Source organism: [Micrococcus luteus] ATCC 49442, from assembly GCF_010367585.1.
Classification (GTDB): Bacteria; Actinomycetota; Actinomycetes; order Actinomycetales; family Micrococcaceae; genus Arthrobacter; species Arthrobacter luteus_A.
The window spans coordinates 1,114,879-1,129,749 of the sequence record NZ_JAAAXP010000001.1; the positions used below are offsets into that span (position 1 = coordinate 1,114,879).

Here is a 14,871-nt window from a genome sequence, read left to right on the forward strand (position 1 = left end):
GATGACTACCCGCCGCCGGACCTGTCCCATCTCCAGCCCTGGGCACAGGCCATGGCGCGCCTGCCGGCGGAGGAACGGATCCGGCGCATTCGGGCGGACCGCTGGATCGGCTGCCCGGGCCGTGCAGACTCTCACCCGGCTCGAAACACTCTATGACTGGCCCGGCAAACAACGCATGCCTAACCTCCTGCTGATCGGACCGACCAACAATGGCAAGTCCATGATCATTGAACGGTTCCACCGCCAACACCCGGCACACTCCACCGCGGACCAGGAACACATCCCAGTGCTGTGTGTCCAGATGCCCTCCGAACCGTCCGTCCCGCGGTTCTACACGGCCGTTCTTGCCGCGCTCGGTGCGCCCCCGGGACCGCGCCGGCGCGTAGCTGACCTGGAACAGCTCACCCTCGCTGTGCTGCGGCGCGTCGGTGTGCGGATCCTGGTGATTGACGAACTGCATAATGTGCTGGCCGGCCGTGCCGATGTCCGGCGCGAATTCCTGAATCTGCTGCGCTTCCTGGGAAACGAGCTGCGGATCCCGCTGGTGGGGGTCGGGACCCGTGAGGCCTATCTCGCGATCCGCTCCGATGACCAGCTCGAAAACCGGTTTGAGCCCGTGACGCTGCCCTTATGGGAAGCCGATGCCGACCTGCTGTCCCTTCTGGCCAGCTTCGGTTCCTCCTTCCCGCTGCGTACGCGCTCGAATCTGGCGACCGATGACATGGCCCGCTACCTCCTGACCCGCAGCGAGGGCACTATCGGGGAGCTCACATCGCTCCTGACCGAAGCCGCAGTGGCCGCAGTGGACAGCGGCGAAGAAGCTATCAACCACCGGACGCTGACCCTGGCCGAATATGACGGTCCCAGCGTCCGGCGCCGGAAGTTCGAACGCGAACTCAGACGAGACCGCCGGAACGGTGGCCCCTGCACCCGGCGTCGGCAGAAACGGAATCGTTGTCCTCCTGGCTGCGGCGGATTGCCGCCAGCTACGGCATGTACTCCTCCGAGCTGCTCGAACACGGCATCGGCCACCGGGAACTCAGCGACCCCGAGCTGGATCTGAACCCGCCGACGGACCTGCTCGAAGAGCTCGCCAAGCGCACCGGTCTTGACCAACACCGCGTAAAAGCCATGACAATGGCCGGATGGGTGCCATGGCTCTTCGACTGCCTCGACCCTGCCCCCGGCGCTTACGAAACCTATGTGCACCAGCTCTCGGTGCTCCTGCCACCGAAGCGGCGCACTATCTACACCCCGCGGAAGTGGCTGCCATGGCTGTCGGAAACCGGGATGCGGCGGGGCTGCCCTGACTGCCTGGAATCCAGCCCGACGCTACTGCTCTTCTGGCAATTGCCGCTCATGGCCAGCTGCCCGGTACACGGGCGCCGGGTCGAAACCTACGAAGGACACCCTCCTGACTACATCCTGTGGGCAACTCCCGCCGATGACCAGCGGCCGCTTCCGGAGTCGTTGTCCCTCATGGACCGGCGCACCTGGCAGGCGATAACCACCGGATCCGTTGACTTGCCCCGGTATCCGGTTCACGCCGGCACCTGGTTCCGGCTGCTGCGGACCCTCCTGGACGAACTCACCACAGCCCAAGGACGATATGGCCGGCAACTGGACGACGTGCGCCGTGTCTGGGAACACTGCGGTCACCCATTCCGGGCCGGCCTGTATTCGTGGCAACCGTTCGAGACCCTCCACTGGACCGCCCAGCAGCAACTGCTCGAAGCAGCCGCCGCCTCGATGGAAATGATCGAAGCCGGCTCACTGACCGCCCTGGGAACCTCCGCCCACCTCTTCAGGCCCGAACCAAATCCCCGGATCAGCGACGGAACCCCGCGTGGCACGCTGACGGCAAGCGCCGGCGCTCAAGAAAAACCGACCCTCGATGAGCTCGTGAAACAGGCAACGCACGCACTGGACGCCTGCATCGCAGCAGCGAAAGAAGACCCGGTAGTCGCGAAGCAGCTCTTCGACTTCGCACGGTACGGATGCCGGAGTGACCAATCACTGCGCGGTCTCCGGCAAACCTTCGCCGAGCTTCAGATACCCCTCGGCTTTTAGTCACAAACAGATAATCAATGACCCTTTGCATGACTTAGAATAAATAACGGGTTAAGTGACATATTTTGCATCCGCGCTGATTTACAATCCCACTATCACTTAAACGAACGTATAAATGACGGAGGGTACCTGCTGTGCTCGTGGGATATATGCGTGTCTCGAAGGCCGACGGGTCCCAAACCACGGACCTGCAACGCGACGCCCTCCTGGCCGCCGGCATTGCAGAGGAGTCACTGTATGAGGACCGGGCGTCCGGCAAGAAGGATGACAGGCCCCAGTTGGCCGCGTGCCTCAAAGCCCTGCGCCACGGTGACACCCTTCTCGTCTGGAAGCTGGACCGGCTCGGCCGGGACCTGAGGCACCTGGTCAACATCGTCCACGAGCTGACCGAACGCGGCATCGGACTGAAAGTCCTCACCGGCCAGGGCGCAGCAATCGACACCACCACCGCCTCCGGAAAACTCGTCTTCGGCATCTTCGCCGCTTTAGCCGAATTTGAACGCGAACTCATCTCCGAACGCACCCTCGCTGGCCTCGCCTCCGCCCGCGCCCGCGGACGCAACGGCGGACGCCCCTACAAAATGACGCCCGCGAAACTCCGCCTCGCCATGGCCTCCATGGGCAAGGCCGAAACCAAAGTCAACGACCTCTGCACCGAACTCGGCATCACCCGGCAGACCCTCTACCGACACGTCTCACCAACCGGGGAACTGCGTCCCGACGGCCAGAAGTTGTTGTCGCGATAGTGCAACAGTGGTCCTTACACCAGGCGAGCTATCATTCTTTCCTTTAATTAGTCGTCATAAGCACGTACGTCGCGCCTGAGGCCATCAGTGTGAGGGTAAATATGATGACTGTAATCAACAAGTGCCGGTTTCCTTCGCCGTCAATCTTTATTTTTTTGGAAACTGCATAGATGAGGACTGCGATGATGGCCGCAAGGGAAGCCCCCATGATGATGAACAGAACGTCAGAGAATTGCATATAAGAAACCTTACTTAGAAGCGAGGGACGCCGGAGAGTAACGCTGAACCGGTCAGTCCTCCGATAGCTCCGCCGATGCATGCTCCGACGTATGCTCCGGTGCCGCTTTGTACGCCGCTAATCCGGTCCTCAGCTGCGAGACCGAACCAGCCTGCGCCACAGCCCACAACTGCAGAAATCCCCAAACCGACACCGATGGATTTAGAGGCAACCCCTAATAGCGAACCCACTGTTGTGACAGCAGTCTGCACTACTGCGGGGAAGAGTTGATCACCAAGATCTGACCAAAAATCTAATCCGGTCGAATCTGTGTGGTTGGTCGGGTTGGCCCCGGCATACGCGTACCGGTTCGTTTCTTGGTCGGAGGGGTCGGGTTGGGTGAAGCGTCCGCGGTAGGGGTTGTAGTAGCGTGCGCCGTATTTGATGCGGTTGCTGGTGGTGTCGTTGTATCCGCCGGCGTAGGTCCAGGGGTTGGTGGCTGCCTGGGTCCCGGTGGCGGTGGTGGTTTGGCCCCAGGAGTCGTAGGCGTAGGTCGCCGCCGGGTTCTGGGCGCTGTCGGTGAGCAGGATGACAGAGCCGAGGGCGTCGGTGGTGTAGTAGAAGCTCGCCCCTGCACTGGTTCGCATGCTGATGAGCGTACCGCCCGGGTCCCGGATAAACGAGGTGGACGCACCTCCGGTGGTTTGCCGGGTGATGCCCAAAGTGCCGTTGAGGATCTCGACGAGCCGGTCGTTGCCGTCATAGTAGTAGTCAGTGACCTGGCCTTTGCCGTCGGTGGAGCTCAGCAGCCTCCCCGAGTCGTAGTAGGAATTCGTGACCGCCCCGAGCGGGGCGGGGTAGGTGATGGTGGTCGGCATGCCCAGGGCCCCGTAGGTGTAGCTGGTGAGGTTGCCGTTGCCGTCCGTGGACTTGCAGACCTGACCCTTCTTCGCCCCGCAGGTCGTGCCGGCCGCGTCGCCCTGGTAGTTCAGTTTCGGTGTTCCGCCGGCCCCGCCACCGGCGCCTGGGGTGGTTGTCTGGTACCGATTGTTGGTCGCCGCGTCATAGCTGTAGGTGGTGGTCTGGTTCTCGCTGCTGACCGATGAGGTGGGCTGGTAGTTCGAGAGCGGGTTACCGGTGTTTGAGGGGTACGCGAACGTTGTTTCCGCCCCTGCGGCCCCTCCGGCGGGGTTGGTGATCTTGGTCAGGGAGTTGTTCGCGTTATACGCGTACGTGGTGGTGTGGCCTAGCCCGTTCAGGGACGTGAGCCGGTTATCGTGCCCATCGAAGCTCCCTTTCGTGGTGTGGCCGAGCGCGTCGGTAATTATGGTGACCTGACCACTGGAGTTGTACTCGTAGGTCGTGTCACGGTTCAGCGGATCCGTTCCCTTCGACAGGGTCCCGGACGGGTAGGCGTAGCCGTAGACGCTCTGGACCGTGGTGCCGGTCGCGTATTTGGCCTGGATCAGCTTTTTCGACGTTCCGTCATACCCCAGCGTCGTGACGATGTTGGTGTCGTCGGTGATCGTGGTGACCCGGTTGCTCGGTGCCCCGTACCCGAAGATCATGACCTCACCGTTGGCGTCGGTGATCTCGGACATCGCCCCGCCGGGTCCGTTGTATTCGAACCAGATATCCCGCACCTCGGCATCATCATGGATCTGGGAGGGCTGCTCCGGGTTGTTCGGATCATCGTAAGAGAAGGTGACCGGACGGCCGCCGATGGTGTCGGTGATCGAGGTCAGCAGCCCGGCGGTGTCGTAGGTGTAGGTGATCTTGTTCGGCGCCGACGGGTTCTGGTCGTTCTCGGACACGAGCCGGAACACCGACCCGACCTTCGCGTAGTCGTTGCTGTAGCCGGTGTCGTTGAAACGGATCGTCACCGCCGTCGAGGTCAAATTGGTGATGGTCGCGTTCAGCCCCGGGGGCATCGTCACGGCCCCGGCGCCGGCCGGGACGAACTTGTACGTCCCGCCATCGGGCGCCGTGTACGTCACCGAACTGTCCGCCCCGACCGTCACCGCCGCTTCGGATGCTCCCACGGACAACGTCGGACGGGCATCGTTCAGAGAGTTGTACCGCCAGCCGATACCCAGATCCCGGCCGGCGCCTTTGATGTGCAGCAGCTGCCCGGCCAGGACCATGTTGCCGTTCGTCGGGTTCCACGAAATGGCCGTCCTGTCCGTCAGGTGCCGTGTCACCATCGACGCCGCGGACCGGTTCCCGGACTTGATCCCGTCAGGGCCCGACGCCGGCGGCAACACCATCGGCGCCATCCCCAGCAACGGGGCGGCCGCGGCTTCCACACCCGATACCCGATGCGGTGTACTGGCCGGCGCCCGCCCCGGCGGTTTCAATTCAGAAAGTGCCACGGAAATGGACATCGTCCATGAGCGGTCCGTCGGGATGGATATATCCAAACGCGACGCAAAAGTCTGTCTCAGGGTCCCGGGCAAGCGCCGGGGCCAGTTCACTTCGACAGTCACCACCTGGGGGTCCACCACAAACCAGATTCTGGCGTTACGGAGGTTTCTGGAAGAACAGAACGTCACGGTCGTGGTGATGGAGGCGACCAGCGATTACTGGAAGCCGTTCTACTATCTGCTCGAGGAGTCCCTCCCGGTCATGCTGGTCAACGCCAGACATGCGAGGAACCTGCCCGGGCGCAAGACCGATGTTTCCGACGCGGCATGGCTGGCGCAGCTTGGCGCGCACGGGCTGTTGCGGGCCTCCTTCGTTCCGCCCGGCCCTGTCCGCGAACTACGGGATCTGACGCGTGCCCGTGCCGTCACCGTCCAAGATCGGACCCGGGAGCTCCAGCGCCTGGAGAAGTTCCTTGAGAGCACGGGAATCAAGCTTTCGGGCATGGTCAGTGAACTCACCGGGGTATCGTCCCGGGCGATGCTCGAGGCATTGATCCGTGGGGAACGGGATCCGCAGGTACTCGCGCAGTTTGCCCGGGCCAGCATGAGGTCAAAGATCCCGGCACTAACCGAAGCGCTCACCGGCATGTTTGGCGCGCACCATGCCTTTATGGTCCGGCTGCATCTGGACCGCATCGATCAGCTTGCCCGGACTATCACCGTGCTGACGGAACAGATCGACACGGTCATGGAGCCCTTTCGAGCGGCCCGGGAAGCACTGACCACGATCCCTGGCGTCTCGACGCTCGTCGCTGACGTGATCATCGCCGAAACAGGCGGCGACATGAGCGTATTTCCAACGGCCGCGCACTTAGCGTCCTGGGCCGGTGTCTGCCCGGGATCCAACGAATCCGCCGGCTGGATCAAATCAACAAGAATCATGCCCGGCAACAAACATCTCAAGGGCGCACTGGGCATCGCAGCGATGTCCGCGTCACGCGGCAATAACACCCACCTCAGCGTCAAATACAAACGGGTCGCCCTCCGGCGCGGCCGAGTCAAAGCCATCGTCGCCATCGAACACGTCATCCTCACCGCGACCTGGCACATGCTCGCGAACGGCGAGGTTTACACGGATCCCGGCGCGGACTTCTACCTGAAGAGGGAACCAGAACAGACCAAAAACAGGGCCATCCGGCAACTCCAAACACTCGGTTACGATGTCAGCCTCAAACCGGCAGGTGCATGACCGAACGTCTATTTTCGTACTAGAAGTCGTCTCTCACGAATGTCAGATGTCGTCTGCACAACCCGTTCCTCGTCCTAAGGGCATCCCCAGCTGACATGATGAGAAGCATGGCTGCTTCCCGTCCCGGTCCTCAGGCGCGCCTTGAGGGTACCGTCGTCGTTCTTCGCGAGCTGATCGAGAATGACCTCCCGGCTCTATTCACAGCTATCGGAAGACAACCGGGCAGCAGGCGAGAGCTGGCCTGGCCGCCTCTTACACGCGAGGAGGGGCATCCGAAGGCGACATATAGGCTGCTGAAGCAAGGCCATTCATCGGAGCAAACAACCCCGAATCGCAGTCACGTTGCTATCCATGAATCACTTGCCAGGCACCATGATCGAAAGTTTTATGGCCCGACCTGGAATTTTTCAAGCTGAACGGTACCAGCGGGAGTTAGGCGGCTGACTGTTCGGGGATGTCCTTGGGTTGGTTGATCCACGCCGGTCCGGGAAGTGCGAGGATTTTGGGATCGGTGGTGGTCGTGAAGCGTTCGGGATGTTTTGTCCGGGCTGCAGCGATCGTTGCCGAGCGTTCGCTGGCGATGCCGGCGGCGTGGCCGTAGTGGACGTTCGCCGGGGTGTGGAAGCCGATGCCGGAGTGCTGGTGCTGATGGTTGTACCAGTCCACAAAACCGCTGATAAAGGCTCCGGCGTCGTGGACTGAGGCGAAGCGTTCCGGGAATTCAGGACCGTATTTCAGGGTCTTGAACAGTGCCTCGCTGTACGGGTTGTCATTGCTCACACGGGGTCTGGAGTGGGACCGGGTGACCTCCAGATCCGAGAGCAGCGCCGCGACGGTCTTGGACGTCATGGACGTTCCCCGGTCCGCGTGCACGACCTGGGGGACGCCGTGGATCCCGAAGATGCCCTTCATCATCTCCACCGCCAACGCCCCGGATTCGGTGGCGTGGACGTGCGCGCCGACGATGAACCGGGAATGGATGTCGACCATCATGTAGCAGTCAAAATACTTTCCTCTGACCGGGCCCGCGAGTTTGGTGATATCCCACGTGTAGACCTGCCCTGGGGCGGTAGCGACCAGTTCAGGAACCGCCCGGGGCGGGTGTTTGGCCAGCCGGCGGCGTTCCTCGACCTGCTTGTTTTCCTCCAGCACCCGGTAGAAAGTCGACAGGGATCCCAGGTAGATCCCCTGATCCAGCAGCTTCGTGTAGACCTGCATGGGTGCCAGGTCCACGAATCCGGGTGAGTTCAGCACAGCCAGGATCTCTGCTCGCTCGGCGGCGCTGAGCTTGTTCTGCGGTACCACCGGCATCTGGTCCCGCGGCGGGGCCGGTTTCCGGTTCGCGGTCGTCCTGGAAACGCCTGTCAATGTTGCTGCCTTCCGCGTGGGAATCTTCAGCTCCAGCATCGTGCGGTAGGTTGCCATCAGCGTTTCTTGGACCGGGGCCCGTCCGGCATATCCTCTGAGGCGCTCTCTAAGAACGCCTGTAGTTTTCCCATTAGCTCCAGGGCTGCCTCGGTCTGCTTCAACCGGCCCTCACTCACCTCTAACTGGCGGCGCAAACGCGCGTTCTCAGCCTGTTCCGCCGTCAGTTTCCCGATAGATTCCCCGGCCTTCTTCCCCGCCAGGACACCGGCGTCACGCAGCCTCCGCCACTCGGTCATCTGCGAGGAATAAAGGCCCTCCGTCCGCAGGAACGCACCACCCTCATTGCTCTCACATGCGTTCTCATACGCGGCCAGGAACTCGAGCTTCTGGACCGGGGTGAACGACCGGCGAGGCCGCGGACCACCGGCCCGCGGCCCGTTACTACTACGACTACTACTCACAGCACTATCTTCGCGTACTGGACTCAAAACTGGACTGGACATGATTACTGGATTCCTGGCTCTCGCCCCACGCGATTAAACGGACTTGCTATGAGCCCCTGGTACCGTTCCAGCCTGACACGTAGGGACCTGACATCGGACTCAAGTCCTCAGGCCGTCCAATAAAGCAGACGTAAGTGTGGACACTGTCCACACCCTATTTGGCAGGACAAACTTCGGCAGGACTCTCGCGGGCAAGCCAAAGACCGCCTTTCAGGGGGCGTCCTGTAGCGACATCGCCGAAGTCATGTAGTCCCCGCTCCCCCGGCCCATGAATAGGTGTACGCCACCACCGGCCTACTCAACATAACCGGAACGAGGAAACGCAAGTATCCATTCACAGCAGGCGGAGGGCCCACCGGCCAGGACCCTGACCCCGCCACCCATCAACTTCACAGGTCGCGCGGCGCCAGGCACAGGGCGCGGCCACATTCAGAGGGACCCGCGGAGGGTCAATGTACACACGTTAAACGCAAAAACCCCTCTGACGAGGGGATATGCTGTGCCCGAGGTGGGACTCGAACTGCATTCCCGCCCCTGCAAACACAGGGAAGTCCCGAAAACATACCTAATCCGAGCCAATCCGGCCGATGTACGGCCCAGTCCGAGGCCAGATCTGTTGACATTGTCAACACCCTTATTCACCCCTTCAAGCCTTCCGGCCACCGGCTGCGCCCGGGGACGGTTACCTGGCGACCGCCGTCCCTTCATGATTGAACTCGCATTTTCTTGAGCGCGCCATTTCGACCAAAGACGACAAAGGCCGCCCCGATAGCTGCTAAAAGCACGCCCTAAACGTCTAGGGACCAGCCAAGTCGGCGACTACACTGGCCCCGCGGAAGGCATTCGGAGTCAGGTGGTAGTGGTGTTTCGCTTACGTCTAAGTTGTCGGTTGATGCGAATCGTTTGGGACCGTATGAGGCGGGGAGAGCGTCCCGACGGTCCCACTAGAGTTGCGGCCTGCTCGCGGCAAGATTCAGTGGCCTTTTGAGGTCCCTTCGAGGCCCGAGCGGAAATTCCAGATATTGCCTGTGGTTTCCGGAAACAGGTGGGGTCTCCGGGTGACCGACCGTTGTGTAGGTTTTCGGATCTGGTCAGGCACCGTCTTAGCCAGACCTCCTCCGGCCTTCCGAAGTAGTCGTCATTTTGCTAAGCTTACCTGTCAGGGAATGTCAGACAGATGTCTGACAACGAAGGAGTGACAATATGGCTACTATCACCATGCGAGATCTCGTACGCGAGTCCAAGCGGGTTTTTGACGCACTCGAGACGGACCGGACCCCCATAGTTGTCACCCGAAATGGTCGGCCGTTTGCTGCTCTTATGCCCTTAGATCAAGACCAAGCGGAGGCTTTGCTGCTCGCGTCCAACCCTGAAGTCGCCGAGATGCAGCGTGAGGCAGAGCGTGTCATTGCTAGCGGGCGGGCCAAGCCGCTCTCTGATGCCTTGAAGGAACAGTCCGAGTTGCAAACCCGTGGCACGCCGGAGGTCGCCAATCTAAGGGACATCGAAGTGAGCCAGGACGCGAGCGTTGGAGCCGGTAGCGACGTATCCGAAAGCATCGCCAAAACCACGGAGTACATCACGGAGAAAGCAATCAAATTCGTTGTCCGAGCGGGGGCTGATTCACCGCCGGACGGCCAGTGGGCAGAGCGCATCCGGAAGTTGAACTCCACATTGGTTGAAGTCAGTTATCTGAACGAATTGAAACGGGTAGAGTCGCAAAAAGATCTTGCGGTGAGCGCTGGGAGGAAATCTGCTCGTCGCAAGAAAGCGGACAAGCCGATATTCGCCAGCAAACTGGTTGCTCTTGAATCCGCCGGCAAGATCGTTTACAACCTGAACTCCGAAGTCCTGCTTAATGCTAAAAAAACTGCACCAGATGATATCGAGGAAACTTTTGAGTCGGAACTCAGAGGAGGGGTCTTATTCGCGAAATTCACAGGCCTATCTCCAGTCGAAGTTCTCCCCCTCTCCGAGGGGCGACACGGCCGCGGTCTGCTAAAACGACGTTGAGACGGTCCATCTCCTATTAGGGATCAAGGCGCTTCGCGTTCGCAGTCAGCTCTTTCAGATTTTCCGCTCGTTGACTTTTTTCATTCGCGGGGCCTATAGATGCCACGATGGCAAAAATAGCAACGGCAGCTGAAGAAAGCACCATCGCAAATGCCAATTGCCAAAGAAGGCCTGACCAGACCGGAACAGCGCCATAGATCGCGAAACCTTCGCCCAGGCCGACCCAAACGAGAGTGGTCCAATTGATTGCGGGCGCCTCTTTGAATCGCGGAAGTATGGCAAATGCAATGAGCAATGTGGCCAGTATTTGGGCCATCAGCGAAAAGAAGCTGATCTCTTCAGTAGACTGCATCTCAGGAGCACAGATGAAGCTCACAACCAGTACCACCAGGGGTAAAACGGCGTTCTGGACAACCCTTACGACAACGCCTGATGTTTTCAAAGCAGTGGGTGTCTACCTTCGGTGATAAGTCTATCTGCCTCGGATGCCGTCATGATTCGCGCCACGTAGAGGTGGCCAAGGCCTAAGCCCTGCGGCCAAAAGTCCGGTTTACCCTTGTCTAGTAGGCCCATCACGTAGCGGTCGTCCAAAGCAAAAGTAATCCACGACCCTTTATTTTCTCTCGCGAGTTCCAGGCGGGTACCGCTGAGTATCTCAGAATCAGTTAGCAGATTCAACAACCTGTAATACTTGTTGAGAGTTGCTGTTTCGGGCAGATCCCTCGTTACCAGCATCGAAGGAGATCCGTCCGATTCCTCGTCGAGCACAAAAATCTGTATAAAGCGCGTCATCGGCATGCACCTCGAGTTCAATGGCTATTAACCACTGACTCAATTAGTGGTTCTCTTTATGTTTCGGCATCAGGCGCCTGGACAATCCGCTCATTTTACAACGTATCCATCCATGCCCACTTCTCGGCTCGCGGGACGTCCTTGGATGGCTGAATCTTCAACATAAGAGAGGGCCAGCGACGCCCAACCCACTCTACGGCGGGATGACTCCGATGTGTCTCCCCAAGACATTGACGCACGCCATTCGTCGCATGAAGCGTGGCTGGCACCCACTGCACATGCACTACGCGTGAAATCATGCTTAATTACTTGCGGCAGGGCAGGGCCGCGCAAGCCAGAAGCTGTGAGGATACTAAGGAGTTGCTAGAGTGTGGCCGGTCTTCAACCTCGGCCACACCGGCTCGAAATCTCAGCTAGCCGCAGCAGCGGCCGGCCTCCGCCGCAGTTGGGACACACGAAGCGGTGCAGGAGGGAATGCCTCCGGAACCAAGAGCCAGGAGCCGCTTACCTCTGCCCCTTGACAACACGGCCTGCATATCAGAGCATCCCAAACGCGTCCGGATCGTTCGCGTCGACCACTCGCAAAGCCCCAAACTCCATATGCGGCCAGCGCTGGCCGACGCCGTCCGTGAACGTCGTCATAGCCTTGTCCTCGGCCCGAGAGCCGCCCGCTTCGATGCTCATCCCTGTCTTGCAGATCGTCGGCGAGGGTGGCTCTACGCTCTCCCCTACCGACACGCAGCGACGAACGATGGAGACCGCGTCCGCTGCGACTCTGCATCAACTACTCAAAGTGAAACCCGAACAACCCACCATCGTCAAAAGCATCGGTGAGGCGCGGCTCGATGACTGCACTTGATAGAGAGTCATCGTAGCGTTCGGCTTTGGCCAGGTCGTCGCTGTTTATGGTGATGATGGGGACTGCCCCAGGATTCGCTGACTCTCGGGGCTGATAGTTTTCAGGCGCCTTGAAGGCCGTTTTCGATTGTTACAAACTCTATGGGCGTGAGACGACCGAGGCTGCGTTGGCGGCGCCGGCGGTGGTAGGTTTTCTCGATTCAGGTCACGATGGCCAAGCGCAGTTCCTGTCGTGTGGTCCGCCGTTGTCGGTCCAACACGATCTTCTGCAGCAGGGCAAAGAATGACTCCGTGGCGGCGTTGTCGCCGCACGCCCCGACGCGGCCAAAAGATCCGGTCAATCCGTGGCTACTGAGCGTCCTTACGAATGCAGTGGAGCCGAACTGGGATCCGCGGTCCGAATTCACCACAGTCCCTTCCGGTGACCTCAGGGCCGCAGCGTTACGCAGCGCAGAGACGCCAGCGCCGCTCCATTCAGGAATCAATGGAATAGCCAACGATTCTGTTCGAATCGACGTCCTTGATCGCGCACAGGTACAGCTTGCCCTCGTCGGTGCGGTGCTCGGTAATGTCTGTGAGCCATAGCTGGTTCGGCGCGGCGGCGGTGAAGTCCCGGCCGACGAGGTCGTCGTGGACTGGTGGGCCTGCTTTACGGTTCAGGCCCCGCTTCTGGCGAAAACGGACCAGATCCGCTGGCTGCTGCACAGCCGCTGCACCCGGTTCTCCCCGGCCCTGATGCCTGGGCTGGCAGTTCATCGGCGATGAACCGGTTCCCGAAGGCCGGGTCGTCACGGTGGATGTCCAGGGCTGAGTTGATCAGGTGCGCATCAGCCCTGTCCCTGTCGGAGACAGGGTTGGCCTTCCGTTTGTAGAACGCCTGCTTGGAGAAGCCAAGCACCCGGCAGGTCACCGCTCACGGGGATACCGTCGGCGGCAAGGTCAAGTACCAGCGGGAAGCTCCCTGGCGAAGAACGCCGCGGCCCGGCGCAGGATCTCGTTCTCCTGCTAAGAAGACGGATCCGCTTCTTTGCCTCCCGCAACTCTGCGGTTTCCTTCTCGGTGACGCCGAGGACTGACGCCGTCCTCGATGTCGGCTTTCTTCAGCCAGTTATGCAAAGTAACTTCAGAGATACCGAAGTCCTTGGCGATCTGCGCCAGCGCGACCTCATACTTCCGAGACACCGCAACGACATCGCGGCGGAACTCGGCAGGGTAGGGCCTGGGCACAGGAACATCCTTCCTGCAAGGACAGAATCCTCACAAGTCAGGAGTCAACCAAACCGGGGGCAGTCCCCCAATAGAAGAAGGCGAAAAGGCTCTGGTGGACGTAAAGCCAGATGTCGAGGAGCTCTGGGTCGGTGAAGTCCCCATTCCCCCCATTGCGCACCGGCTGCTCGGTGAAAAGGCCCGAATCCGCATAACAGTTATTCCACGGACGAAGGACTTTTGAGCTGGACCGCCCGGTGAAATTGATCATGCGGCGGCACGTGTTGCCCGAGCCCGTCAATTAAGTTGCAGGTCCATTCCACGTGCCTGGACGGGCCCGCTAACCCCCTTACCAGGACTGCGGGCCGGGCGTCACATAGTAAATTTGCTGCCAAGACTCCAACGGCGATCAAGATTCTCGCCCCACACCCCCCGCAAAACATCAGGAGCAGCGGTACGGCAAATCGGACCGCGGTCAAAGCGATATAAGCACCCAAATGAACTTCAGCGACGGTTCCCCGAACAACCTCGGCCTTCCGTGTGCGCATGTGAATTAGACGCAGTAGTCACCCTGTAGGAACGGCGGAGGAACCTACGGCTCCTCCGCCGTCCCCGTTCGCTGACTGGGATGCTACGGCGAAGACGTTGGCGTTGGGCGGAGGGCCGCGCTGCTGGCATTAAGTGACAGCACGGAAGCGGGTTCTTTGCCCCAGAAGCAGACTGGAAGGACACTTTCACCACAAGGGCACTAAGGGTCTGGCAATGACTGAAACTACGTGGACTTTGAATCTTTTGGGCTGTTGGCAGTTACGGCGCCTCGGCCAACCGGTGCGCGTTGGGAGCCGACAACGCCGCCTGATCACCGCGTTGGCCCTTCTTGGGCCACGACCGCGAACGGCCATTGCGGGACTGCTCTGGCCAGACAGCAATGACAGCCAGGCGGCAACCAGCATGCGGGTGGCACTGTGGCATGTCGCACACGAACTCCCGGGCCTTCTTCGGGACGTAGAGGACCCACTGACCCTGGGCCCAACAGTGGCCGTTGACTTCCACATCCTGCAGCACTGCCTGACATACGCCCACGGGGATCCCGTTCCGCTCGAGGACTTGCGGACCGGAGAACTGCTGCCCGGATGGTATGAGGACTGGGTCATCGACGAACAGGAGCGTTTCCGGCACCTGCGGGTTATCGCACTGGACAGAGCAGCGGAGCGGGCGCTCGCCGCGGGCGATGCCGAGACGGCCGAAACAGCGGCGATGGCCGCAACTAACCTCGAACCTCTGCGCGAAAGCTCGACAATTCTGCTGGTCCGGGCAGAACTCGCTGCCGGTAACATCAACGGGGCCCAACGTTCCTATCGCCGTTTCCGTAGCCTCTGCCAGGACACGTTCGGCCAGGAGCCCAGTTTTCAGTTAGGCCAGTTGATGCGCTCGGATCTGCAGGCGCGCGTTTCGGCGCTCAGTGCATCCTGACAGCGAAGTCCCC

11 protein-coding genes and 1 pseudogene are annotated in these 14,871 nt (G+C 60.6%); 6 read left to right on the forward strand and 6 right to left on the reverse strand.

Annotated elements, in window-relative coordinates; genetic code table 11:
* The first annotated feature begins 1 nt into the window (after nucleotide 1).
* The 3 genes from GUV69_RS05195 (at nucleotide 2) to GUV69_RS05205 (ending at nucleotide 2,816) form a co-directional block, all read left to right on the forward strand.
* Complete coding sequence (locus tag GUV69_RS05195; RefSeq protein WP_431197098.1) at nucleotides 2-1,063, forward strand: TniB family NTP-binding protein; 1,062 nt, start codon at nucleotides 2-4, stop codon at nucleotides 1,061-1,063.
* Complete coding sequence (locus GUV69_RS05200) at nucleotides 955-2,070, forward strand: TniQ family protein (RefSeq protein WP_164200354.1); 1,116 nt, start codon at nucleotides 955-957, stop codon at nucleotides 2,068-2,070. Before GUV69_RS05195 ends, GUV69_RS05200 begins: the two co-directional genes overlap by 109 nt.
* A 134-nt stretch (nucleotides 2,071-2,204) precedes the next feature.
* Entirely contained in the window at nucleotides 2,205-2,816 is a 612-nt protein-coding gene (locus tag GUV69_RS05205; RefSeq protein ID WP_164200356.1) for a recombinase family protein, read from the forward strand.
* 252 nt (nucleotides 2,817-3,068) lie between these two features.
* Here GUV69_RS05205 and GUV69_RS05210 read toward each other — a convergent pair whose 3' ends face one another.
* A complete protein-coding gene (locus tag GUV69_RS05210; RefSeq protein ID WP_244292626.1) occupies nucleotides 3,069-5,237 on the reverse strand; it encodes an RHS repeat-associated core domain-containing protein in 2,169 nt (722 codons plus the stop codon).
* Nucleotides 5,238-5,409: 172 nt separating this feature from the next.
* Here GUV69_RS05210 and GUV69_RS05215 point away from each other — a divergent pair, with 172 nt between their 5' ends.
* Nucleotides 5,410-6,645, forward strand: coding sequence for an IS110 family RNA-guided transposase (locus GUV69_RS05215; RefSeq protein WP_164200360.1), 1,236 nt, complete (start codon nucleotides 5,410-5,412; stop codon nucleotides 6,643-6,645).
* Nucleotides 6,646-7,077: 432 nt separating this feature from the next.
* Here GUV69_RS05215 and GUV69_RS05220 read toward each other — a convergent pair.
* Nucleotides 7,078-8,516, reverse strand: a protein-coding gene (locus GUV69_RS05220) for an IS3 family transposase (RefSeq protein WP_431197099.1) whose coding sequence is annotated in 2 segments (ribosomal slippage) — nucleotides 7,078-8,135 and nucleotides 8,135-8,516 — 1,440 coding nt in all. Because the reading frame shifts where the segments join, the coding sequence is not laid out codon by codon here.
* Nucleotides 8,517-9,719: 1,203 nt separating this feature from the next.
* On the opposite strand from GUV69_RS05220, the gene GUV69_RS05225 reads away from it, so the two are divergent.
* Nucleotides 9,720-10,529, forward strand: a complete 810-nt coding sequence (locus GUV69_RS05225) for a type II toxin-antitoxin system Phd/YefM family antitoxin (RefSeq protein WP_164200364.1) — start codon at nucleotides 9,720-9,722, stop codon at nucleotides 10,527-10,529.
* Nucleotides 10,530-10,545: 16 nt separating this feature from the next.
* Here the strand turns inward: GUV69_RS05225 and GUV69_RS05230 are convergent, their stop codons facing one another.
* The 4 genes and pseudogenes from GUV69_RS05230 to GUV69_RS05245 form a co-directional block, all read right to left on the reverse strand.
* A complete protein-coding gene (locus tag GUV69_RS05230; RefSeq protein WP_164200366.1) occupies nucleotides 10,546-10,971 on the reverse strand; it encodes a hypothetical protein in 426 nt (141 codons plus the stop codon).
* Nucleotides 10,968-11,321 (reverse strand): hypothetical protein, encoded by a 354-nt coding sequence (locus tag GUV69_RS05235; RefSeq protein WP_164200368.1) that lies wholly within the window; start codon nucleotides 11,319-11,321, stop codon nucleotides 10,968-10,970. The genes GUV69_RS05230 and GUV69_RS05235 overlap by 4 nt, the downstream gene beginning before the upstream one ends.
* A gap of 537 nt (nucleotides 11,322-11,858) precedes the next feature.
* Entirely contained in the window at nucleotides 11,859-12,005 is a 147-nt protein-coding gene (locus GUV69_RS05240; RefSeq protein WP_164200370.1) for a hypothetical protein, read from the reverse strand.
* A 275-nt stretch (nucleotides 12,006-12,280) separates the two neighbouring features.
* Nucleotides 12,281-13,406 (reverse strand): annotated as a pseudogene (locus GUV69_RS05245) (IS3 family transposase).
* A 1,014-nt stretch (nucleotides 13,407-14,420) separates the two neighbouring features.
* Between GUV69_RS05245 and GUV69_RS05250 the strand changes: the two are divergent.
* The gene (locus GUV69_RS05250; protein WP_164200372.1) at nucleotides 14,421-14,858 is read left to right on the forward strand and encodes a bacterial transcriptional activator domain-containing protein; all 438 of its coding nucleotides are present in this window, start codon (nucleotides 14,421-14,423) and stop codon (nucleotides 14,856-14,858) included.
* Nucleotides 14,859-14,871: the final 13 nt, after the last annotated feature.

What these genes read in the sequence shown, in the direction of transcription:
- GUV69_RS05210 (WP_244292626.1), bottom strand. Translation starts at nt 5,237, where the DNA reads ATGGTGACACGGCACCTGACGGACAGGACGGCCATTTCGTGGAACCCG.
- GUV69_RS05240 (WP_164200370.1), bottom strand. Translation starts at nt 12,005, where the DNA reads ATGAGCATCGAAGCGGGCGGCTCTCGGGCCGAGGACAAGGCTATGACG.
- GUV69_RS05235 (WP_164200368.1), bottom strand. Translation starts at nt 11,321, where the DNA reads ATGACGCGCTTTATACAGATTTTTGTGCTCGACGAGGAATCGGACGGA.
- GUV69_RS05195 (WP_431197098.1), top strand. Translation starts at nt 2, where the DNA reads ATGACTACCCGCCGCCGGACCTGTCCCATCTCCAGCCCTGGGCACAGG.
- GUV69_RS05215 (WP_164200360.1), top strand. Translation starts at nt 5,410, where the DNA reads ATGGACATCGTCCATGAGCGGTCCGTCGGGATGGATATATCCAAACGC.
- GUV69_RS05225 (WP_164200364.1), top strand. Translation starts at nt 9,720, where the DNA reads ATGGCTACTATCACCATGCGAGATCTCGTACGCGAGTCCAAGCGGGTT.